The 20,520-nt window shown below is 68.4% G+C and carries 21 protein-coding genes and 1 pseudogene; 16 read left to right on the forward strand and 6 right to left on the reverse strand.

Going from position 1 to position 20,520, the window contains the following annotated elements:
- The first annotated feature begins 147 nt into the window (after positions 1-147).
- The 4 genes from ACFVJ5_RS18385 to ACFVJ5_RS18400 all read left to right on the forward strand — a co-directional run bounded on the left by ACFVJ5_RS18385 (position 148) and on the right by ACFVJ5_RS18400 (position 5,402).
- Positions 148-1,344 carry a M50 family metallopeptidase gene (locus tag ACFVJ5_RS18385; RefSeq protein ID WP_379221488.1) on the forward strand — a complete coding sequence of 399 codons (1,197 nt, stop codon included), beginning with the start codon at positions 148-150 and terminating at the stop codon, positions 1,342-1,344.
- A gap of 115 nt (positions 1,345-1,459) precedes the next feature.
- Entirely contained in the window at positions 1,460-2,614 is a 1,155-nt protein-coding gene (gene ispG, locus ACFVJ5_RS18390) for a flavodoxin-dependent (E)-4-hydroxy-3-methylbut-2-enyl-diphosphate synthase (protein ID WP_379221490.1), read from the forward strand.
- Positions 2,615-2,700: 86 nt separating this feature from the next.
- Positions 2,701-3,555: a GNAT family N-acetyltransferase gene (locus tag ACFVJ5_RS18395; RefSeq protein ID WP_379221908.1), complete on the forward strand. Its 855-nt coding sequence runs from the start codon at positions 2,701-2,703 to the stop codon at positions 3,553-3,555.
- Between the two features lie 56 nt (positions 3,556-3,611).
- Positions 3,612-5,402 carry a penicillin-binding transpeptidase domain-containing protein gene (locus ACFVJ5_RS18400; RefSeq protein WP_379221492.1) on the forward strand — a complete coding sequence of 597 codons (1,791 nt, stop codon included), beginning with the start codon at positions 3,612-3,614 and terminating at the stop codon, positions 5,400-5,402.
- Positions 5,403-5,445: 43 nt separating this feature from the next.
- Here the strand turns inward: ACFVJ5_RS18400 and ACFVJ5_RS18405 are convergent, their stop codons facing one another.
- Together ACFVJ5_RS18405 and ACFVJ5_RS18410 are read right to left on the reverse strand one after the other, a co-directional pair.
- On the reverse strand, positions 5,446-5,649 hold the full coding sequence (locus tag ACFVJ5_RS18405) for a hypothetical protein (protein WP_378626405.1): 204 nt from the start codon (positions 5,647-5,649) through the stop codon (positions 5,446-5,448).
- Between the two features lie 266 nt (positions 5,650-5,915).
- The gene (locus tag ACFVJ5_RS18410) at positions 5,916-6,413 is read right to left on the reverse strand and encodes a peroxynitrite isomerase (RefSeq protein WP_379221494.1); all 498 of its coding nucleotides are present in this window, start codon (positions 6,411-6,413) and stop codon (positions 5,916-5,918) included.
- A gap of 115 nt (positions 6,414-6,528) precedes the next feature.
- Here ACFVJ5_RS18410 and ACFVJ5_RS18415 point away from each other — a divergent pair, with 115 nt between their 5' ends.
- The 5 genes from ACFVJ5_RS18415 (at position 6,529) to ACFVJ5_RS18435 (ending at position 11,315) form a co-directional block, all read left to right on the forward strand.
- Complete coding sequence (locus tag ACFVJ5_RS18415; RefSeq protein ID WP_379221496.1) at positions 6,529-7,875, forward strand: TIGR03118 family protein; 1,347 nt, start codon at positions 6,529-6,531, stop codon at positions 7,873-7,875.
- A gap of 256 nt (positions 7,876-8,131) precedes the next feature.
- Positions 8,132-8,533, forward strand: a complete 402-nt coding sequence (locus tag ACFVJ5_RS18420) for a hypothetical protein (protein ID WP_379221498.1) — start codon at positions 8,132-8,134, stop codon at positions 8,531-8,533.
- A 201-nt stretch (positions 8,534-8,734) separates the two neighbouring features.
- On the forward strand, positions 8,735-9,643 hold the full coding sequence (locus ACFVJ5_RS18425; protein WP_379221500.1) for a thioesterase domain-containing protein: 909 nt from the start codon (positions 8,735-8,737) through the stop codon (positions 9,641-9,643).
- Positions 9,637-10,509, forward strand: a complete 873-nt coding sequence (locus ACFVJ5_RS18430) for an ABC transporter permease (protein WP_379221501.1) — start codon at positions 9,637-9,639, stop codon at positions 10,507-10,509. The genes ACFVJ5_RS18425 and ACFVJ5_RS18430 overlap by 7 nt, the downstream gene beginning before the upstream one ends.
- Positions 10,506-11,315, forward strand: a complete 810-nt coding sequence (locus tag ACFVJ5_RS18435; protein ID WP_379221503.1) for an ABC transporter permease — start codon at positions 10,506-10,508, stop codon at positions 11,313-11,315. Before ACFVJ5_RS18430 ends, ACFVJ5_RS18435 begins: the two co-directional genes overlap by 4 nt.
- Here ACFVJ5_RS18435 and ACFVJ5_RS18440 read toward each other — a convergent pair.
- Positions 11,309-12,187 (reverse strand): helix-turn-helix domain-containing protein, encoded by an 879-nt coding sequence (locus tag ACFVJ5_RS18440; protein WP_378655165.1) that lies wholly within the window; start codon positions 12,185-12,187, stop codon positions 11,309-11,311. The two genes, ACFVJ5_RS18435 and ACFVJ5_RS18440, sit on opposite strands and share 7 nt — an antisense overlap.
- A 398-nt stretch (positions 12,188-12,585) precedes the next feature.
- Here ACFVJ5_RS18440 and ACFVJ5_RS18445 point away from each other — a divergent pair, with 398 nt between their 5' ends.
- Positions 12,586-12,945, forward strand: coding sequence for a DUF4254 domain-containing protein (locus ACFVJ5_RS18445; protein ID WP_101468584.1), 360 nt, complete (start codon positions 12,586-12,588; stop codon positions 12,943-12,945).
- A gap of 4 nt (positions 12,946-12,949) precedes the next feature.
- Here the strand turns inward: ACFVJ5_RS18445 and ACFVJ5_RS18450 are convergent, their stop codons facing one another.
- Positions 12,950-13,672, reverse strand: a complete 723-nt coding sequence (locus ACFVJ5_RS18450; protein WP_378626415.1) for a GntR family transcriptional regulator — start codon at positions 13,670-13,672, stop codon at positions 12,950-12,952.
- A gap of 97 nt (positions 13,673-13,769) precedes the next feature.
- Between ACFVJ5_RS18450 and ACFVJ5_RS18455 the strand changes: the two genes are divergently transcribed.
- The 6 genes from ACFVJ5_RS18455 (at position 13,770) to ACFVJ5_RS18480 (ending at position 19,720) form a co-directional block, all read left to right on the forward strand.
- Positions 13,770-14,897, forward strand: a complete 1,128-nt coding sequence (locus tag ACFVJ5_RS18455; protein ID WP_379221506.1) for a TIGR03364 family FAD-dependent oxidoreductase — start codon at positions 13,770-13,772, stop codon at positions 14,895-14,897.
- A 9-nt stretch (positions 14,898-14,906) separates the two neighbouring features.
- Positions 14,907-15,593, forward strand: a complete 687-nt coding sequence (locus ACFVJ5_RS18460; protein WP_379221508.1) for a phosphonatase-like hydrolase — start codon at positions 14,907-14,909, stop codon at positions 15,591-15,593.
- A gap of 112 nt (positions 15,594-15,705) precedes the next feature.
- Positions 15,706-16,752, forward strand: coding sequence for a 2-aminoethylphosphonate ABC transporter substrate-binding protein (locus ACFVJ5_RS18465; protein WP_379221510.1), 1,047 nt, complete (start codon positions 15,706-15,708; stop codon positions 16,750-16,752).
- A gap of 28 nt (positions 16,753-16,780) precedes the next feature.
- Positions 16,781-17,983: an ABC transporter ATP-binding protein gene (locus ACFVJ5_RS18470; protein WP_379221511.1), complete on the forward strand. Its 1,203-nt coding sequence runs from the start codon at positions 16,781-16,783 to the stop codon at positions 17,981-17,983.
- 40 nt (positions 17,984-18,023) lie between these two features.
- Positions 18,024-18,920 carry a 2-aminoethylphosphonate ABC transporter permease subunit gene (locus ACFVJ5_RS18475; protein ID WP_379221513.1) on the forward strand — a complete coding sequence of 299 codons (897 nt, stop codon included), beginning with the start codon at positions 18,024-18,026 and terminating at the stop codon, positions 18,918-18,920.
- A gap of 2 nt (positions 18,921-18,922) precedes the next feature.
- Entirely contained in the window at positions 18,923-19,720 is a 798-nt protein-coding gene (locus tag ACFVJ5_RS18480; RefSeq protein ID WP_379221910.1) for an ABC transporter permease, read from the forward strand.
- 6 nt (positions 19,721-19,726) lie between these two features.
- Here the strand turns inward: ACFVJ5_RS18480 and ACFVJ5_RS18485 are convergent, their stop codons facing one another.
- Positions 19,727-19,855 carry an SDR family oxidoreductase gene (locus ACFVJ5_RS18485; protein WP_379221912.1) on the reverse strand — a complete coding sequence of 43 codons (129 nt, stop codon included), beginning with the start codon at positions 19,853-19,855 and terminating at the stop codon, positions 19,727-19,729.
- Positions 19,856-19,965: 110 nt separating this feature from the next.
- Positions 19,966-20,490 (reverse strand): annotated as a pseudogene (locus tag ACFVJ5_RS18490) (SDR family NAD(P)-dependent oxidoreductase); the annotation flags it as partial.
- Between the last annotated feature and the right edge of the window lie 30 nt (positions 20,491-20,520).

Genomic DNA, 20,520 nt, shown 5'->3' on the forward strand with positions numbered 1-20,520 from the left:
CCTGACGACCACAACGAGACCACCACGTTTTCGGCCGCCCCGGATCCGAGGGGCGAGACGGAACGCCGCAGGCGCAGTATCGCCCCTCGGATTCGGGGTTACGAGGCCGAAAACACGCGGCGCCAGCCGCCAAAGAGAAGGGCCCACATGGTTTTCGCGCTGGGGTTCGCACTGTTCGCTCTCGGTATCACGATTTCGATCGCGCTGCACGAGTGCGGACACATGTGGGCCGCGCAGGCCACCGGCATGAAGGTGCGCCGCTACTTCATCGGCTTCGGGCCGAAGGTGTTCTCGTTCCGTCGCGGTGAGACCGAGTACGGGCTCAAGGCGCTGCCGCTGGGCGGCTTCTGCGACATCGCGGGCATGACCGCACTCGACGAGCTGGAGCCGGAGGAGGTCGACCGGGCGATGTATCGCCAGTCGACCTGGAAGCGCCTGGTCGTGATGTTCGGCGGCATCGGCATGAACTTCCTGCTCGGGTTCATCCTGTTGATGGTCCTCGCGGTCGGCTGGGGTCTGCCCCAGCTCGAGCAGCCGCCCGCCACCGCGCTGGGCACCATGAGCTGTGTCGCGCAGGAGACCCCGGAGAAGACCCTCGCCCCCTGCACCGGCGACGGACCCGCCCAGCGCGCCGGTTTGCAGCGTGGTGACGTGGTGAAGGCCGTGAACGGTGTCGAGGTGAGCACCTGGGCGCAGTTCCAGGCCGAAACCCAGAAGCAGACCGGCACGTTCACCTACACGATCGAACGCGGCGGCGCCACAATGACGGTCCCGGTCACCCCGGAGCGGGTCATGCGCTCGCCCAAGGAAGGCGCGAGTCGTGAGGTGAGCGCGGTCGGGGTCGGCCCCGACTACGCCGAGCCGAAGCAGTACGGCCCGATCGCGGCGATCCCGGCCACCATCTCGTTCACCGGTGATTTCTTCGTCGAGACGGTGAAGTCGCTCGCCAAGATGCCGCAGAAGGTGTCGGCGCTGTGGGAAGCGGTCACCGGCGGCGAGCGCGACCCGGAGACGCCGGTCAGCGTGTACGGCGCCAGCCGCATCGGCGGCGAGACCGCCGAGCGTGGCCTGTGGGGCATGTTCATTATGGTGCTGGCCAGCTTGAACTTCTTCCTGGGAGCATTCAACCTGCTGCCCCTTCTGCCGCTGGACGGCGGGCATATCGCGGTGGTGCTCTACGAGAAGATCCGGAACACGATCCGCGGCTGGCTCGGCAAGGCCCCTGCCGGTCCGGTCGATTATCTGAAGCTGCTCCCGGTGACCTATGTGGCGGTAGTGATCGGTGGTGCGTTCATGGTGCTGACCTTGGCCGCCGATATCGTCAACCCGATCCGTCTGCCCTGAGACCGAGACGACCGGTGTCGTGCCCCTCACAGGGCGCCCGGCTACCTTGCGCGACTAAGCTCGGCAACAACAACCCAGGTCGATCCGCGAAACGTACGAAAGAAGGCAGCCGAACGTGACCAGCACAATCGGATTGGGGATGCCCGCCGCCCCCGCTGCTGTTCTCGCACCCCGGCGCAAGACCCGCCAGCTGATGGTCGGCAATGTCGGCGTCGGTAGCGATTCGCCGATCTCGGTGCAGTCGATGACCACCACCAAGACCCACGACATCAACGCCACGCTGCAGCAGATCGCCGAGCTCACCGCCTCGGGCTGCGACATCGTGCGGGTGGCCTGTCCGCGTCAGGAAGACGCCGACGCGCTCGCCACGATCGCGAAGAAGTCGCAGATCCCGGTGATCGCCGACATCCACTTCCAGCCGCGCTATATCTTCGCCGCCATCGACGCGGGCTGCGCCGCGGTCCGCGTCAACCCGGGCAACATCAAGGAATTCGACGGCCGCGTCGGCGAGGTCGCCAAGGCCGCGGGCGCCGCGGGCATCCCGATCCGCATCGGCGTCAACGCCGGTTCGCTGGACAAGCGGATGCTGGAGAAGTACGGCAAGGCCACCCCCGAAGCGCTGGTCGAGTCGGCGCTGTGGGAGGCGAGCCTGTTCGAGGAGCACGGCTTCGGCGACATCAAGATCTCGGTCAAGCACAACGACCCGGTGATCATGGTCGAGGCCTACCGTCAGCTCGCCGCGCAGAGCGACTACCCGCTGCACCTCGGCGTCACCGAGGCGGGCCCGGCGTTCCAGGGCACGATCAAGTCCGCGGTGGCCTTCGGCGCGCTGCTCAGTGAGGGCATCGGCGACACGATCCGCGTGTCGCTCTCGGCCCCGCCCGCCGAGGAGATCAAGGTCGGCGGCCAGATTCTGCAGTCGCTGAACCTGCGCCCGCGCAAGCTCGAGATCGTGTCCTGCCCGTCGTGTGGCCGCGCCCAGGTGGACGTGTACACCCTGGCCGACGCGGTCGCCGCCGGCCTGGACGGCCTGGAGGTGCCGCTGCGCGTCGCGGTGATGGGCTGCGTCGTGAACGGGCCCGGCGAGGCACGCGAGGCAGACCTCGGTGTCGCCTCCGGTAACGGCAAGGGGCAGATCTTCGTCAAGGGTGAGGTCATCAAGACCGTGCCCGAGCATCTGATCGTGGAGACCCTGATCGAAGAGGCGATGCGCATCGCCGAACAGATGGAGGCGGAGCCGGGCGCGGAGCCCGTTGTCTCCGTGAGCTGAACCGACTCCGCACACCCTCATCTGTCGGATTCGGCGGACCCGTACCGCTCGGCGTGCTTTCGTGGCAGGCTTGTGGCGTGCGGAGTCTGCTGGAGCCGACGCGACGGTCCAAAACCGCTCCCGCGCGCCCGGTGGCCGTGCGAGATCTCGGTGAGGTGCTGCGCGTCCTCGACGCCGACCCGGTGGCGTCGTGCATGATCGCGGCCCGGGTGCAGGAATTCGGAATCGACTCCCGGACCGGTGCCGGTGAGCTGTGGAGTCGCGGCGGACCGGCGGACTCCCTGTGTTTCTCCGGCGCCAATCTGGTGCCGCTGCGCGGTGACCAGCAGGCGTTGCGCGCCTTCGCCGATCGGGCAGGCCGCTGGCCGCGGGTGTGTTCCTCGGTGGTCGGCAGGCAGGAACTCGCACTCCCGCTGTGGGAGATGCTGCTCCCGACCTGGGGTCCGGCCAGGGAACTGCGCGCGGATCAGCCCCTGTTGGCGCTGGCCCGGCCCGCCGCCGCGCGCGCCGACGGGGGAGTGCGCCGCGTGCGGCCCGACGAGATCGACCGCTACCTGACCGCCGCGATCGCGATGTTCATCGAAGAGGTCGGCATCGACCCGCGCACGGGCGACGGTGGGCGCGGCTACCGGCGGCGGATCAAGAGTCTCATCGAATCCGGCAGGGCCTGGGCACGTTTCGAGGACGGTGAGGTCGTCTACAAGGCCGAGATCGGCGCATTGTCGCGACGCACCGGCCAGATCCAAGGCGTCTGGGTGCATCCCGAGTTCCGGGGCGCGGGTGTGGGGACCGCCGGGACCGCCTCGGTCGCCAATGCTGTTGTGGCGACAGGCCGTACGGCGAGCCTCTATGTCAACGACTACAACCGCGTCGCCCGCCGCGCCTACAGCCGGGTGGGGTTCCGTCAGATCGCTACCTTCGCAACCGTCTTGGTGGACTGAAACTTTGGCGCGTGGCGCCGAGGTCGGAGGGCTCTTCGCCGCTACCATCGGTGCCGATGAGGACACGGATGCTCACCACGTGCGCGGTGGCCGCCCTCGCTGTCGCGGCGACGGCCTGTTCTTCCGGTGCCCAGGGGCCGGTGCCCGCCGCCGACGCCTTCGCCGAGGCCTTCGCCGAACACGATCTCTCCGCCGCCGCGGCGCTCACCACCGCACCCGAGAAGGCCACGGCGGCACTGACTTCGACATGGCAGGCGTTGCAGGCGGAGAAGTTGTCGATCCGCACCGGCGACGCGCGCGTCAACGGTGACACCGCGACGGTCGACTACACCTATGAGTGGACCCTGCCGAAGGGTCGTCAGTGGACCTATTCCGGCGAATTGCAGATGGGCCGCAGTGATGGGCGCTGGCTGGTCCGCTGGAGCTCCGCCGACATCCACCCCAAACTGGGTGACACCCAGAGCATGGAGTTGCGCACGCGGCCCGCGCCGCGCGCCAGGGTGAACGAGGCCGCGGGCAGCGATGTGCTGGTCCCCGGCAAGGTCTCGCGGGTGAAGTTCACCGTGGCCGACGCCCCCGACCCCAGCCGGGTCGCCGGTGCGCTCGCCGCGGCGCTGAGCCGCATCGACCCCGTCGCCTACACCCCACAGTCCATCCTCGCCGCGGCGCGCAAGACCGACGGCGCGCACACCGTGATCCTGCTCAACGAGTACGAGGCCGAGACCATCGGCGGCGAACTGATCGGCCTGCCCGGCGTGACCCTCACCCAGGAGTGGGACATGGTGCCCACCGACCGCAAATTCGCGCCCGACCTGCTCACCCAGGTCCGCAAGACGGTGATCGCCGAGGTCGACGGCAAGGCGGGCTGGAGCGTGGTCACCCGCAATGCCGACGGCGCCGACCTCGATGTGTTGCACGAGGAAGCGGCCGAACCCGCGCCGTCCTTCGCGCTGAGCATCGACCGGTTCGTGCAGAATTCCGCCCAGCACGCGGTGGACCTGCGCACCGAGCAGGCGATGATGGTGGTGCTGCGCCCGTCGACCGGTGCGATCCTCGCGGTGGCCCAGAACAAGTTCGCCGACCGCGACGGTCCGGTGGCCACCAGTGGTCAGTACCCGCCGGGCTCGATCTTCAAGACGGTCACGGCGTCGGCGGCGATGGCCTCCGGGCTGGCCACGCCCGACACCGTGCTGGCCTGTCCGAGCAGCACCGTCATCGGCGAACGCACCATCCCCAACTACAACATGTTCACCGTCGGTGAAGTGCCGATGGCCACCGCCTACGAACGCTCGTGCAACACCACCTTCGCCAGGCTGGCCAGCAAGCTCGAACCCGACGCGCTCACCGTGGCCGCGGCGCGCCTCGGTGTCGGCCAGGACTACAAGGTCGAAGGTCTACCGACCGTGTCCGGGTCGGTGCCGAAGGCCGAGGGGCTCGTCCAGCGCGCCGAAGACGGCATCGGCCAGGGCCGAGTGGTGGTGAGCCCGTTCGGGATGGCGGTGATGGCCGCGACGGTCGCCCACGGTGCCGCGCCGGTGCCGTATCTGATCGCGGGCAGGCCCACCGAGATCACCGGCGATCGGCCCGCGATCGCGCCGGAGGTGGTCGAGGGGCTGCGTTCGATGATGCGCATGGTGGTCACCGGCGGCACGGCCGAACGCATCAGGGATCAGGGTGAGGTGTACGGCAAGACCGGCGAGGCCGAGGTCGACGGTGGATCGCACTCGTGGTTCATCGGCTATCGCGGGGATATCGCGTTCGCGACACTGCTGGTGAAGGGTGGCAGTTCCGACAACGCGGTGGCCGTCACCCGGGATATGTTCGCCGCACTACCCGCCGGCTACTGAGCGCGCCGGTCGCACGGGCCTACGGGTTCGTGATGGTGTCGGGTCAGTCGGCGTTCTCGGTCGCCAGCAGACCCCGCACCACCGCGAGCGATGTGCTGTCGGTGTGGGATGACGCTGTGTCGTGCAGCACGTTGTAGCTGACAACGGGCTCGGGTGCGGCGGTGGCCGCGCTGTCGAGGACGTCGATGGCGGCCGCGCCGCCGAGGATCATCCCCGCAGTGGTCAAGATCAAAGTAGAACGCCTCATAGTTCGTCTCCCTCATTCAGGGTTTCGACGTGTTCGCGGGGCAGGTCGTTCGATTGTCTGAGGATTAGCTGATGAACCACCGTAGAACGGCGGTTACTTCGGCAACAGGCGACGGCAGCAAGCGACACACAATTGTTGCCCTATGTGCGGGCGTGTTCGAACACAACTGCTACCGGGCCGTGATGAAAAGGTGAATTATCGGTTTCGATTCGGCAAATGCGCTGATCAAAGGTTGTGTTCGGGTAACTTGCCGAATTCCACGTGACTCAGCCGCGTTGTAGAGTTGCCGCCAGGTGATGCTGCAAAGATTCGCCGACAGCCGCCATCCGCAGCGTGTAGTCGATGGTGTCACCGGTGACATGGAATGAGCGCCCGACGGCGGTAACCGGCTTTGCCGATTCGCTCAGGCCGATATTCGTGGAGTTCAATTCCAGACGAATTCCGTCCACCGTTTCGGTGATCGTGCCCTCGCAGATCTCGGTGATTCCGGTCGGATGGGCGAGTATCAGTTCGACCCGGCCCGGCGCCGGACTGCGCAGGTAGCCGGTCTCCGCGTGCAGCGGCCTGCCGTCGGAGCCGGCCTTGGTCCGCTGCTTGTAGGTGAGGAACGGTCGGCCCAGGTGCCCGAAGGTGATCTCCTCGACGTAGTCGAAGGAATCGATGGTCGGGTATTCGCCGTGACCGCGACCGCGCCAGGTGCCGAGTAGTGGTGCCAGGGCGGCGATGTCGGGGTGCGGGGCGATGTTGGGGGAAGGTTCGACCACGGCCGACAGCGTAGCCCTGTGGTTCCTGCGACGGTCACGGCACACCGCCGCATCAGCCACGATAAGGTCAGCCTCGCCTGAACGCCGTCCGGCGGAAGGTCGAAAGGACAAGAACGTGAACGGACATGTGAGGGGCGCCCGCCGGGTGCGGTCCGGGCTGGTGCGCGGTGCGGTACTCGGCGCGGCAGTGTTGCTCGCCGTGGCGTGCTCGAACACCGAGCCCTCGAGCGACGATGTGGCCGCGCTGGACGGCAACCGCTACGGCCAGACCAACCTGGCCGCCGACAAGGACTCCTATCGCGCCCAGTTCACGCTGCCCGGCATGGTCAACGCCTGGGGGCTGGCCGATCGGCCGAAGGGCGCGGGTGGGCATTTCTGGGTCGGTGCGGGCGGCAAGTCGTTCCAGTTCCTCGGTGACGTGCAGTCGTCCTCGGATCCCAAGCTGCAGAAGCTGACCCAGGACCAGCTCAAGCTCGTCGGCGTCCCCGGCGCCGATGCCGACACCTCCGACAAGAGCATCGGCAAGGTCACCGGCGTCGTGTTCAACCCGGCGCCGATCACCTCGGATCTGTTCGCGGTCCGCGACCAGTGGGTCGATGTGGACGGTATGCCGATCCCGCTCGGCGGTTCCTCGCGCTTCATCTTCGCCACCGACTCGGGCAAGATCTCGGCTTGGACCGAGCAGGCCCCCGACGGCGCGATCGTGCGCCGCGACGGCGGCGCGAACCAGGTGTTCGACGGTTCCGCGCAGGGCATGGCCTTCTTCGGAATCGCGCTGGCGCCCTCGGGCGACAAGCTGCTGGCCGCCGATTTCGGCGCCGATCCGCAGGTTCGCACCTTCGACAAGTTCTGGCAGCCGGTGGCGACCACCGGTTTCGCCAACCCGTTCGCCACCGGCGAGGTGATCGACGCGTCCTCGCCCGAGAAGGGCAAGAAGGCCAGGCCCGGCGATCCCGCGCCGTTCAACGTCACCACCCTCGGCAGCCGGGTGTTCGTGTCCTACGCCGTGACTCAGCCCGACGAGGACGACCCGAAGGCCTTCGACAAGGGCGAGGAAGCCTCGCTCGACGCCGACCAGGACAAGGATTCCCACGGCAAGCCCGACAGGGGCAAGGTCGCCGAGTTCGACGGCGCGGGCAAGCTGGTTCGCATCATCGACGACGGCGGCAGGCTCAACGCGCCGTGGGGTGTGGCGATCGCACCGTCGAACTTCGGCGCGCTGTCGGGCAAGCTGCTGATCGGCAACTTCGGTGGCCTCGGCCGTGTCCTCGCCTACGACGACACCACCGGTACCTTCGTCGACTACCTGCGCGACGGTGAGGCGAAGCCGGTCGAGATCGCGGGCCTGTGGGCGTTGATGTTCGGCAACGGCGAAAGCCTGGGCGACGCGAACGCCCTCTACTTCACGGCAGGCCCCGAAGACGAGAAGGACGGCCTCTTCGGCAGCCTGCGCGTGCAGTAGCACGCCTGCGGACGCGGCGGACAAGGGGCGGCGAAGCGGACAATTTGGATGTCCGGTGTCCATTCGCTTCCGCCGACCGGCCGTTGTAGGGGACAGTGGTGGCGGAATGGTTGCCGGGTGGATGCGATCCGTGTCCACCCGGCGTGTTCCGTCCGCACGCGATGGCACCTCCACCGGGGTGCCGTGCCCGAGCCGGAGGAGTGCCAGATGAAGGTTTCGCGCGTTGACGTCGTCGGTTCGGCGGGGGAGCGGTGAAATGCGGTACGCGGCCCGAGAGGCGATGCTCCCCGGCCGGGACGTGCTCCTTGCGGCGTTCCGTGGTTTGCCACACGATGACCATCCCATCCTCGACGCCGCCGGGGAGCTGGCGCTGCTGCACCAGTTGCGCGAGCGCACCCCACTGAGCGAGTCCGAGCGCATCGACCGGCGGCGCGCCCAGTTGATGCGCGCGATCGACCGCTGGGTGATCCTCGCCGCTCCCGTTCCGCACGCTGCGGCCGACGAACACTGCGAAACCCTCGGCGGCCTGGTCGATCGCCTGGCCAAGCACTGTTCCCAGGCCGAATGGGTCCGCCTCGACGACCTCGCCGACAGCTACGAGCGCCTGATCGACGATCTGTGGTCCGGTGCGCGCAGCCTTCCCGCGAACACGTACTGACACCAAGGGTGGATTCACCGACACCTGGGTGGGCGAGACCGGGCCCCGGGGATGGTTGGGGCCGGGGCCGTCCCGCGCGACAGTGGAACTCACACCATCTGTGGTCGGGTCGGCGAAGGAGTTCGGATGCGCAGTCGGTCTGCGGCGGAAGCCCCCGAAAGTATTGGGCTGCTGAGGGTTTCGTGCGACGTATCATTTGTTGTGAGCACTGTTGACGATCCGGCCGACCTGCCGTTCGCCTGCGGGTGGACGGCAGGTCGGCCCGATTCCTGTTCGGCGGAGTCGGCCGTCGACGAGCGTGCCGAGTCCGCGGCGACGGCGATGGTGCTGCCGATCCGCCCGCGCACCACCTCTGTCGACGGCGCACCGCTGTTCTGTTTGGCCGGGGAAGCGGTCCTGGCCTGGAACTATGTGGGCCTGGTCGCCCACATCGATCCTCGCGTCCCGATCTACGGCCTGCAGGCGAGCACCGATCCGCGCACGATCCGCGACTACGCCACCCGCTGTCTCGCCGAGATTCGCCGCATCTCCCCACACGGCCCGTACCAGCTACTCGGTTGGTCCGCAGGGGGTTTCGCTGCCCACGAAGTCGCGGTTCGACTCCGCGCGGCCGGCGAGCAAGTCCGCGTCGTCGTTCTCGCTACCGACCCCGAAGCCCCCGCCCCGGCGCCGCTGTCGGCCGACCGTCTCGCCTCGCTGCTGGGCGCCGAGACCCCGGCCCTCGACGCGGCTGTCGAGGGCACGGCCGCCTCGACCTCCGACGACACCGCCGCGGCGATCAACGCCGCCATGGCGGGAACGATCGACATCACCGGCGACGATCTCGACCGCCTCGCCGACCTGAGCGCCAAAGCCGCACGCATGGTGTCCGGACATCGACCCTCGTGGCTTCCCGGCGACCTCACCGTGTGCATCCCGGGCCGGGAGCCCGGCGGCACCGATCGCCTCGACCCCGGCGCCACGGTTCGCCGGTGGCGTCCCTACGTCGAGGGTGCGGTCACCGGCTTCGTCCTCGATGCCACCCCGGACGAACTCACCGCACCCGAGGTCCTCTCCGAGATCGCCCGGATCCTCGCGACCACCCCGCCCTTCGCGCGCACGACATGCTGACCGGGTTCCCCGGCGCCACAGCGCACATCGACCACGATGGTGGCGTGCAGACCGCCGACGAGCTCGCCACCGACCGCGCGCCCGCGGTGGCGTTCACCCAGTGGTGGGTACTCGCGCGACGGCTGATCCGCCCGGCATGGCGCACCGGTGAGATCTTCACCGCCCTGCTCGCCCCCGCGGTGTTCACCCTCGGCTTCTACGTCCCGCTCAACCTCGTGATGACCGTCTACGGGCACGGCCTGAGCAGCTACGCCCAGTTCCTGATGCCGATGATCGTCATGCAGGCCGTGGCGTTCTGCGCCATCGCGGCCGCGTTCCGCGCCGCCACCGATGCCCGCGACGGCCTCGACGTCCGGTTCGCGACCCTGCCGATGCCACGGTGGGTCCCGTTCGCGGCCAGGATCACCGTGGCCGCCCATCGCGCGGTGATCGCGGTCGGCGCCGCGCTCGTCTGCGGCGCCGTCATCGGTTTCCGCTTCTACGGAAGCTGGTGGCACACAGTCGGTTTTCTCGCGTTCTCGCTGCTGATCGCGACGGCGCTGTGCTGCGGCGCCGATCTGCTCGGCAGCCTGTCCTCCAGTCCCGAGGCCACCACCCAGATCCTCGTCCTGCCGCAGTTGATCTTCGGCATGGTGTCCACCGGCTTCGCCCCCGCGAGCCAATTTCCCAGCTGGATCCAGGGTTTCGCCCGCAACCAGCCCGTCTCCCAGTTCGTCGACGGTCTGCGCGCGCTGGCGGGCGATTCCACCGGCGACGCGGGCACCGTCGACCTCGCGACGCTGGGCCCCGGCCTGGCCTGGGCGCTCGGCATCCTGGTGGTCTGCGGCGGTCTGTCCTGGCGTCATGCCGCCCGGCGGGTCGCATGACAACTCTGCCCTTGCCCGCCCTCGCGCGGCACAGCGAGTCGCTGCGAATGCTGCTACCGCAGACTGTGATCCAGACTCGGCGCCTGCTGACTCGCTGGGGTCGGGACCCGTTGACCGTGACGCAGGCCCTGTTCTTCCCCGCGCTGTTGCTGGTGATGCTCAATGCAGTCCTGGGCAAGCAGGTGTCGTCGTTCGCGGGCGCCGACGCCCTCTACGGGTCGGTCCCGATGGTCTCACTGGTCGGGGTGATGTCGGGTTCCCTGGCCGGAGCCGTCACCCTGGGCCGCGAGCGCGACGAGGGACTGCTCTCCCGATTCTGGGTACTGCCGGTCCATCGCGCCTCGGGTCTGCTGTCGCGCGTCCTGGCCGAAGGCGTCCGGATCCTGGTGTGCACCATGGTGATCTTCGCGGTCGGCATCGCGCTCGGATTCCGCTTCACCCAGGGTGTGCCTGCCGCGATCGCCCTGTTCGCCATCCCGGTGCTGTACGGGCTCGGCTTCGCGACGATGGTCACCGCACTGGCGGTGTACACCGCGAAAGCGGCACTGGTGGAGGTTGTTTCGCTGGGCTCATCGTTGCTGATGTTCTTCAGCACCGGGTTCGTCCCGCTCGCCGCCTATCCCGGTTGGGCGCGCCCGATCGTGGAGCACAACCCACTCACGCACGCCATCGACACCATGCGCGGACTCTCGCTCGGCGGGCCGGTGCGCGGCCCGCTGCTGGCCACCCTGGCGTGGTCGCTCGGCGCGATCGCGATCTTCGCTCTACCGGCCGCGATCGGTTTCCGCCGTGCCAGCCGCTACTGAGCGGACGCGGACCGGGTGATCGCGTCCCGTGCCTCGGTGATCAGCTTCGCCGAATCGCGCGGACTCAGCGCCATCGCGCGCAGCTGGTCGAAGATCACGCCGAACCGGCGGATCTCCGAGTGCCCCTCGACCAGGTCGTGCACGGACATACTCTCCACGTACACCAGTTCGGGGTCGACGGGATTGCGGAAGTCGAGCAGCGTGAACGAGCCCGCCATGCCGGGGTGCGCGCCCGCGTCGAACGGAAGTACCTGCAGGATCACGTTCTTGCGCTTGGTCTCGTCGAGCAGCCGATCGAGTTGGCCGGCCATCGTGGCGGGTCCGCCGACCACCCTGCGGATCGCCGCCTCGTCCATCACCACCCACAATTCCAGCGGGTCGTCCTTGGTGAGGTTGATCGCGCGATCCATGCGCGCCTGCGCCCGGCTCTCCATCACCGAAGCATCCAGGCGTGGCATCGAGGTGTCGATCACGGCGGCGGCGTACTCGAAGGTCTGCAGCAGGCCGGGCACCGTCGAGGTCTGGTATTGCCTGGCCGACAACGCTTCCGCCTCGAAGTTGATGTAATTCGCATACACCTCCGACACCGCGCCTTCGTAAGGCCGCGACATGCCGGGTTTCAACGCGTCGGTCAGCAGGCTGAGTGCTTCCTCGCGCATTTTGTCGTCGACCTGATACAGGTCGAGCATGGCACCGAGAGTGCGACGTTGTGGGCGCGCCTGCGCCATTTCGATCCGGTACAGCGTGGTGACGTTGATTCCGGTTCGCGCGCTGACGTCTTCCTTGCTCAGCTGGGCGCTTTCGCGCAACTCGCGCAACATGGCTGCGAGCCTGCGGAGCCGGACGGTCAGGGTCGTGCGCTTGCCTGCCATGAAACGCATTATTGCGCTGCAAGGCCGCCATGTCACGCGTTCGGCGAAGACAGCGGCATAGGGTCTGCAATGGTGTTCGGCGAGTCCGCGAGGCACGCCGGAAGACCGTGCGGCGCTGCGCATGTGACTCCCGGTTCTGTCAGGGCGGCTTTACTGCAGGAGTGATAACGCAATCTTGCGTTTCGCCTTCTGAGCGAGCATGATCCAGTTAGCCTGGTTGCGAACAATCCAAACAGATGACCGGGATAACCGAATCGAGAGCCAATCATGTTGGTAGACAAATCTTGGGTGTCGGGTGAATTCGGGGCCGTACGATGAGCGCGCCGGTGATGGGGATACTGCCCACCGCTCCGCAGTTGTTGTGCGCATTTCAGGGGCGGCGATTTCAAGATCGCGAATTGTTGCGGTCAGCGCACGCACTCGCTGAACTGCACGAACGGCGGGGGCAGGTGCGTGACACGGCATTGATCGCCGAGATCGATTGCCGTCGAAGTGAACTCGTCGACGATATCAACGACTGGTGTGTCCAGGAGATCCCGTTGCATCGCAACGGCGCCTCGCTGCACACCGAAAGTCTCGGTGCGGTCGTCGACCGGATGGCGCGTAGCTGGGTGGATGCCAATCAGGCGATCGACATCGACGGCGCGCGAAGCGACAACACCCACAAGCACTGGTACCACCTTGCCGAGCTTGTGGACGGTTACACAGATCTGGTCACCGATGTGGCCGGTGGACGGCGACGGCTGCCCGAGCAGTAAGGGGCTACGCCGGCTCCGGTGACAGTCTCGCCTCGAAGGCGATGCGGTCACCACGGTAGAGCGAGCGCACCCGTTCGATGGGTGCGCCGTCGGCATCGACACTGCGCCGATGCAGCAGCAACATCGGTAGTGCGGTGGTGCATTCGAGTAGACCCGCCTCTCTCGGGGCGGCGAGGACGGTTTCGATGCGTTCGCGCGCACCGGCGAGTTCGACGCCGGTGGCGCGGATCGCGGCGTACAGCGAAGTGGTGGGGTCATAGCTGCCGCGCAGGGCGGCGAAGCGGTGCAGTGGCAGGTAGGTGCTCTCCAGTCCGACACGTTCACCGTCGGCGAGCAGTACCCGCTCCAGGTGCATCACCTCGGTGCCCGGCTCCACCTCGAGGTCGGTGGCCGTCGCCGCGTCCGCGGCGACGTCTTCCCAGGCGACCAGGATGCGGCCGGGGGTGCGGCCGAGGCTGATCGCGCCCTCGGTATAGGAGCGCAGCGACAGTGGCTGCGTGAGCTTGGGGCGCGAGATCACCGTGCCGCGGCCCTGACGGCGAATCCTGCCTTCCACCAGCAGTTCTCGCAGTGCCTGTCGCACGGTCTCGCGGGCGACGCCGAAGCGGGTGGCGAGGTCGCGTTCGGAGGGCACCGGGTCGCCCTCGGTGAGATCGGCCAGCAGCAGATCGATTTCGGTGCGAACCAGGAACACCTTCGGAACTCGGGTCGTCTGCGGCGAATCCATGCTGCCCACCCTACCCGGATTGGTCTATACCAAAAATTAACTTGCCGTTCTCGCGGCCCACACCTATCGGTCTAGACCATTTGCCACTATCGGTGGCATGCGATTGGTCATCATCGGTGGAGGGATCCTCGGCACCGCACACGCCTGGGCGGCGATAGCCCGTGGGCACGAGGTGGTCCACCTCGAACGCGAACGCGAAGCCCGCGGCGCGACGGTCCGCAACTTCGGCCTGGTCTGGGTCTCGGGTCGGTCGGCGAACGAGCTCGCGCTGACGCTGCGTTCGCGCGAGCTGTGGGAGGAGATCGGCGGCCGGGTCGCAGGCGTCGGCTTCCGGCCCGCCGGTTCGATCACGCTGGTGCGTACCCCCGCCGAACTCGCTGTCGCCGAGGCCGCGGCGGCCGGCGATTCCGCCGATGCCCGCGGGTTCACCCTGCTCGACCCCGACCAGGTGCGCGCGATCAACCCGGCGGTGCGCGGCAAATACCTCGCGGGCCTGCACTGCTCGACCGATGCCGCGGTGGAGTCGCGGCAAGCGCTGCCCGCGCTGCGCGCCCACATGGCCGCCTCCGGTCGCTACACCTTTCATGAGGGCACCGAGGCCCGCGCGGTCCTCGACACCGGTTCCGGTGCGGTGGTCGTCGACGATCACGGTCGCCGCCACGAGGCCGACCTCGTCATCCACTGCCCCGGCGCCGCCCACTCCGGGCTCACCCGCGAGCTGGCGGGCGAACTGCCCGTGCGCCGCGTGCGGTTGCAGATGATGCAGACCGCCCCGCTGGGCGAGCCGCTCACCACCGCGATCGCCGACGGCGACAGCTTCCGCTACTACCCGGGTTTCGCGGGCCCGCAGGTGGATTCGCTGGCCGCCGAGCAATCGCAGACCGCGACCGCCGCCGAGCACAAGATGCAGCTGCTGTGCGTGCAGCGCCTGCACGGTGGCCTGACCATCGGCGACACCCACGAGTACATCGAGCCGTTCGCCTTCGACGTCGACGAAGCGCCCTATGACCACCTCACCGAGGTGACCGAGGAATTGCTCGGCCGCAAGCTGCCGCCGATCGTGCGGCGCTGGGCGGGCGTCTACAGCCAGAGCGTCGACCCCGGTGTCGTCGTCACCCGGGTGCGAGCCGATACCAACGTCTGGGTCGTCACCGGCCCCGGCGGTCGCGGTATGACGCTCGGCCCCGCCATCGGCGAACAAACCGCCGACCAGATCGGACTGTGAGGAACAACTGTGTCGAACAACAAGATTCAGCTCGCCGCCCTCGACATGGCAGGCACCACCGTCGCCGACGGCGGACTGGTGTTGCGCGCCTTCGAGAGTGCCGCCACCACCGCCGGGATCGAGCCGGCGGGCCCGCGCCGGGAACAGGCTCGCCGCTACGTGGTCGACACCATGGGCCAGTCCAAGATCGAGGTGTTCCGCGCGTTGCTCGACGGTGACGAGGCCGCCGCCCACCACGCCAACCGCGCCTTCGAATCCGCCTACGAGGCGCTGGTCGACGAGGCCGATATCGCGCCGATTCCCGGTGCGGTGGAAGCGATCACCGCACTGCGTGACGCCGGCGTCCGGGTCGCGCTGACCACCGGATTCAGCCGGAGCACGCAGGACAAACTCCTCGCCGCGCTGGGCTGGGGCGACCTGGTCGACCTCACCCTCGCGCCGTCCGACGCCGGACGCGGCCGCCCGTACCCCGACATGGTGCTGGCCGCCGCGCTGCGCCTCGGCGTCGACGCCGTCGACCGGATCGCCGTGCTCGGTGACACCACCAGCGATATCGCCACCGGTCTGGCCGCCGGCGCGGGCATCGTCGCGGGCACCCTGACCGGCACGCACACCGCCGAGCAGCTGCGCGCCGCCGGTGCCACCCATGTCGTGGCGTCGGTCGCCGAATTCCCGGCGCTGGTGCTCGCGCACTGAGAGCTGGTGCTCGCTCACAAGACCTGCCGTCGCGGTATTCGCCGCGGCGTCGCCCTCCGATCCACCCACCCCTGCGATTCCCCCGACATCTGAAACGAAAGTTGCTGTCATCGTGCGTACTTCCCTCACCGCGCGCCGCCTGTCCAAGGCCGCGCTGCTGCTGGCCGGCGTCACCGCCGTCGCGTTCACCGGCGCCTGCGGTGGCACCGGTACCGAATCCGCGGACGGCAAGACCGTCACCGTGTACTCCGCCGACGGTGTCGGTGGCTGGTACAAGTCCCAGTTCGACGCGTTCACCAAGGAAACCGGCATCGCGGTCAACCTGGTCGAGGCAGGCTCCGGCGAGGTCGTGAACCGGGTCGACAAGGAACAGTCCAACCCGCAGGCCGACGTCGTCGTCACGCTGCCGCCGTTCATCCAGAAGGCCAAGCAGTCGGGTCTGCTGCAGCCCAGCGGCATCGACACCGCCGCTGTTCCCGCCGCGGCCAAGGACGCCGAGGGCAGCTATGTGACCCTGGCCAACAACTTCCTGTGCTTCATCGCCAACCCCGCGGTCGACGCCTCGGCGCTCACTTGGGAAGACCTGCTGAAGCCGGAGTACAAGGGCAAGCTGCAGTACTCCACTCCCGGCCAGGCCGGTGACGGCACCGCGGTGCTGGTGCTGCTGCAGCAGCTGCGCGGCAAGCAGGGCGCGCTCGACTACCTGGCCGCGTTGCAGGCCAACAATGTCGGCCCGTCGTCCTCGACCGGCAAGCTGCAGGCCAAGGTCGACAAGGGTGAACTGCTCATCGCCAACGGTGACGTGCAGATGAACCTGACCACGGTGAAGGAGAAGGGCTCCAAGTTCAACGTCTTCTTCCCGGCCGCCGCGGGCAAGCGTTCCACCGTGGCCGTCCCGTACATGATGGGTCTGGCCAAGGGCGCGCCGCACAAGGCCGACGCCACCAAGCTGATGAGCTTCCTGATGGCCCCGGCCGCGCAGGCGAAGCTGGGCCCCGAGGCGTTCGCCGTGTCGCCCCGCACCGATGTGCCTGCCCCGGCCGACGGCGGTCCGGCCGCCGCCATGACGGGGGTCGAGGTGGTCCCGGTCGACTGGAACAAGGTGCTGACCGAGCTGGACGCCGATGTCGCGGCGTACCAGAAGGCAACCGGCAGCTGACTGCGGCTGTGACACAAGGGAGTTGACGATGTCCGACGGTGACCTCCAGATGAAATCCGCCCTGTCCGTGGCGGCAACCACCGAACCCGCGATCGTGTTCGACCGGGTCGGGGTCAGCTACGGCCGCGGCCGCAAGGCCGCCGTCGCGCTGGCCGATTTCACCCTGCGCGTCGCCGTCGGTGAGACCGTCGCGCTCCTGGGCCCGAGTGGTTCGGGCAAGTCGACCGCGCTCAAGGCCCTGGCCGGTTTCGTCCGGCCCACCTCGGGCGCGGTCCGGCTGGCGGGCCGCGACGTCACCGATCTCTCGCCCGCCAAGCGCGGGATCGGTGTCGTCGTGCAGTCCTACGCGTTGTTCCCGCACATGACCGTGCACAGCAATGTGGCGTTCGGCCTGAAATCGCATCGGGTGCCGCGCGCGGAGATCGCCGCGCGGGTCGCCGAGGCGCTCGACATGGTCGGCATGGGCAGTTACGCGCAGCGGCTCCCGCGTGAGTTGTCCGGTGGCCAGCAGCAGCGGGTGGCGATCGCCCGTGCGCTGGCCATCAAGCCCGGCGTGCTGCTGCTCGACGAGCCGCTCGCCGCGCTCGACGCGCAATTGCGTCATTCGATGCTCGGCGAGTTGCAGGCGCTGCGACAAGCGTTGCCCGACACCGCCATGCTGTACGTGACCCACGATCAGGCCGAGGCGCTGGCGCTGGCGGATCGGATCGCGGTGATGCGCGATTCCCGCCTCGTCGACATCGATACGGCCGAAAACCTGTGGCAGCGCCCGCCCACCGACTTCACCGCGGGGTTCCTCGGCGGCGCGAACCTGGTGCCCTGCACTGTCAACCACGTCACCGGCACCGCCGCCCTGGTCACCGCGGGCACCAACACTTTGCGCGCGCAGGCGCCGCAACCCGGTGTGGGACTGGCGGAGTGGGCGCCCGACGACGCGGCCCTGCTGTGTATCCGCCCGCACACGATCACCGTCGGCAAACCCGGCGAGCGGGATGCCTTGCGCGCCACGGTGTCGACCTCGGTATGGCGTGGTGCCACGACCCGGGTCGAGCTGTCCGTCGACGGGCTGCCCGGCACGCTCTCCGCTGACGTGCCGGGGCACTTCACGACCGAAGTCGGTGCCGTTGTCGGGGTGAGGCTTCCGGACCCGGCGGGTGTGCTCATCCCTCGCGCGATCGGCGAGACATCCACTACGGCCGGCAATTCCGATTCCGCGGAGGATCAGTCATGAAGGCGATCGTGCGCGAACAGCGCATCAGCGAGGTGCTGTCGTGAGCGCTGTCGTTCTCGATCGGCCCGACGCGTCGCCGCCGTCGAAAGATCGCGCACCTCGTCGGTCGTGGTTGCCGATCCTGTGGACCTTGCCGCCGGTGCTCGTGGTGCTCGGAATCGCGGGGTATCCGATTCTGCGGGTGCTCACCGAGTCCACACAGACGCCGACCGGGCGCGGCACCGAGGTGTGGACATCGGTGCTCGGGTCCGAAGCGTTTCGGGAAGCGTTGTGGCGCACCGTTTCCATCGCCGTGTGTGCCACGGCGGGGTGTCTGGTGCTCGGCACGTTCCTGGCGATCGTGCTGGCCTTCGTGCCGTTCCCCGGATCCGGTCTGGTCGGCAGGCTCATCGACACGATCCTGACGTTGCCCTCGTTCCTGATCACCCTCGCCTTCACCTTCCTCTACGGGACGGCGGGCGCGGTGAATGCCCTGATCGCCGAATTGACCGGCGCCACCACACCGGTCATCGACTTTCTGACGACCCCGCTCGGTGTGATCCTGGCCGAGATCACCTACTTCACCCCGTTCGTGGTGCGCCCGGTGCTGGCCGCGTTCGCGCAGATGCCCCGTGAACAGCTCGATGTGGCGGCGAGTCTCGGCGCTTCGCCGTGGCGGGTACTGCGTCAGGTCGTGCTGCCCGAGGCGTGGCCCGCGCTCGCGGCGGGCGGGTCGCTGGTGCTGCTGCTCACGCTAAACGAGTTCGGCATCGTGTTGTTCACCGGCGCCAAGGGCGTCATCACGCTGCCCGCGCTGATCTACACCCGGGGCATCGTCACCTTCGACCTGCCCGGTGCGGCGGTGCTGGCCTCGGTGCAGGTGCTGCTCTCGCTGGGGCTCTACCTCGTCTACCGGTTCGTGTTCGCCCGGTTCATCGCCCGCCCGAAGGAGCAATGATCGTGCTCGTCTGGACTCCCCGCGGAAAAGCGCTGGTACTCGGCGTGTTCGGGCTGGTGGTCGCGGTGGTCTTCGTCGCCCCGATCGCCACCGTGATCGCCGCCGCTCTGGCAGGCAGCTGGACCGGCCCACTGCCGTCGGACCTCGGCTTCACCAATATCGGCAACGCGCTCAGCGGCGAACAGGCGGCCAGCCTCTCGGTGAGCCTGCAAACCGCCCTGCTCGCCGGCGCGATCTCCCTCGTTCTCGGCACCTGGGCCGCCCTGGCCTCCCGAGAGGCGCCCACCTGGTTGCGCCGTCTCACCGACGCCGTCTTCCACCTCCCGGTCGCCGTCCCTTCGGTAGCGGTCGGTCTCGGCGTCCTCATCGCCTTCAACGAACGCCCGTTGCTCCTCGGCGGTACCAAGTGGATCGTCATCGTCGCCCACGCGGTCCTGGTTCTGGCCTACGCCTTCAGCGCGGTCTCCGCCGCGCTCGATCGGCTCGACCCCGCCTACCGGCAGGCCGCGGAATCCCTTGGCGCGGGCCCCGTTCGCGTCCTCTGCCAGATCACCCTGCCGCTGCTGTTACCCGCTCTCGGCGCGGCAGCGGGCCTGGCGGTCGCCCTCTCCATGGGCGAGCTCGGCGCCACCATCATGGTCTACCCCGCCACCTGGAAGACGTTGCCCGTCAGCATCTTCGCGCAGACCGACCGCGGCGAAGTCTTCGACGCCGCGGCCGGAACCACGGTCCTGGTCGTGGTCACGCTGGTGGTGCTGGTGGTGCTCGGCCGGATACGTGGACGCGCGGCGCTGCGCTGAGCGGGACTACGACAGCGCCGATGCGCCGACTGCGGTGAGCCCGCCGTCCACGCGCAGGTCGTGGCCGTTGACGAAGGCGGCGTCGGCCGAGGCCAAGAAGGCGACGGCGGCGGCGACGTCTTCGGCGGTGCCCACGCGACCCGCGGGGACAGGGCCGCGACCCCCTGCTGAGCGGCTTCGGAGAGCTCCGCGCGGAAGGCCGGGGTGTCGATGTAGCCGGGGCTGACCGCATTCACCCGGATTCGCCGGGGCGCCAATTCCGCGGCGAGCGCGCGGGTCAGGTTGTGGACGGCCGCTTTGCTCGCGGAGTAGAGGGCAGCGCCCGGGACACCGAGGTGTAGGCCGAAGGAGGCGTTGATGACGATCGAGGCGTGGTCGGGCAGTAGCGGCAGAGTCTTCTGAATGGTGAAGAAGGCGCCTTTGAGATTGCTGCCGATCACCTGATCGAAGAGCTCGCCGGTGACCTGCTCGATCGTCTGGAACGAGCCGATGCCCGCGTTGGCGAACAGGAGATCGAGGTGCCCGAAGCGGTCGGCCACCGCCGCGGCGAGGTTGTCGAGATCATCGAGATCGGTGGCATCACCGGCGATTCCGTGCGCCTGCCCACCGAGCTCGGCGACCGACGCGTCGAGGCGCTTCTTGTCCCGGCCCGTCACCACGACCCGAGCTCCCTCCGCGATCAGACGATGCGCGGTAGCCAACCCCATTCCACTACTACCGCCCGTGATCAGCGCGGTCTTGCCATCGAATCGAGAACCGTTGTGTGTCATGAATTCAGCCTGGCGGGCGGCAGCTCGAGC

This window comes from Nocardia sp. NPDC127606, from assembly GCF_042671725.1.
Taxonomy (GTDB): Bacteria; Actinomycetota; Actinomycetes; order Mycobacteriales; family Mycobacteriaceae; genus Nocardia.

What these genes read in the sequence shown, in the direction of transcription:
- ACFVJ5_RS18400 (WP_379221492.1), top strand. Translation starts at nt 3,612, where the DNA reads ATGAGGACACGGATGCTCACCACGTGCGCGGTGGCCGCCCTCGCTGTC.
- ACFVJ5_RS18440 (WP_378655165.1), bottom strand. Translation starts at nt 12,187, where the DNA reads ATGGCAGGCAAGCGCACGACCCTGACCGTCCGGCTCCGCAGGCTCGCA.
- ACFVJ5_RS18430 (WP_379221501.1), top strand. Translation starts at nt 9,637, where the DNA reads ATGCTGACCGGGTTCCCCGGCGCCACAGCGCACATCGACCACGATGGT.
- ACFVJ5_RS18450 (WP_378626415.1), bottom strand. Translation starts at nt 13,672, where the DNA reads ATGGATTCGCCGCAGACGACCCGAGTTCCGAAGGTGTTCCTGGTTCGC.
- ACFVJ5_RS18470 (WP_379221511.1), top strand. Translation starts at nt 16,781, where the DNA reads ATGTCCGACGGTGACCTCCAGATGAAATCCGCCCTGTCCGTGGCGGCA.
- ACFVJ5_RS18455 (WP_379221506.1), top strand. Translation starts at nt 13,770, where the DNA reads ATGCGATTGGTCATCATCGGTGGAGGGATCCTCGGCACCGCACACGCC.
- ACFVJ5_RS18385 (WP_379221488.1), top strand. Translation starts at nt 148, where the DNA reads ATGGTTTTCGCGCTGGGGTTCGCACTGTTCGCTCTCGGTATCACGATT.
- ACFVJ5_RS18405 (WP_378626405.1), bottom strand. Translation starts at nt 5,649, where the DNA reads ATGAGGCGTTCTACTTTGATCTTGACCACTGCGGGGATGATCCTCGGC.
- ACFVJ5_RS18420 (WP_379221498.1), top strand. Translation starts at nt 8,132, where the DNA reads ATGCGGTACGCGGCCCGAGAGGCGATGCTCCCCGGCCGGGACGTGCTC.
- ACFVJ5_RS18435 (WP_379221503.1), top strand. Translation starts at nt 10,506, where the DNA reads ATGACAACTCTGCCCTTGCCCGCCCTCGCGCGGCACAGCGAGTCGCTG.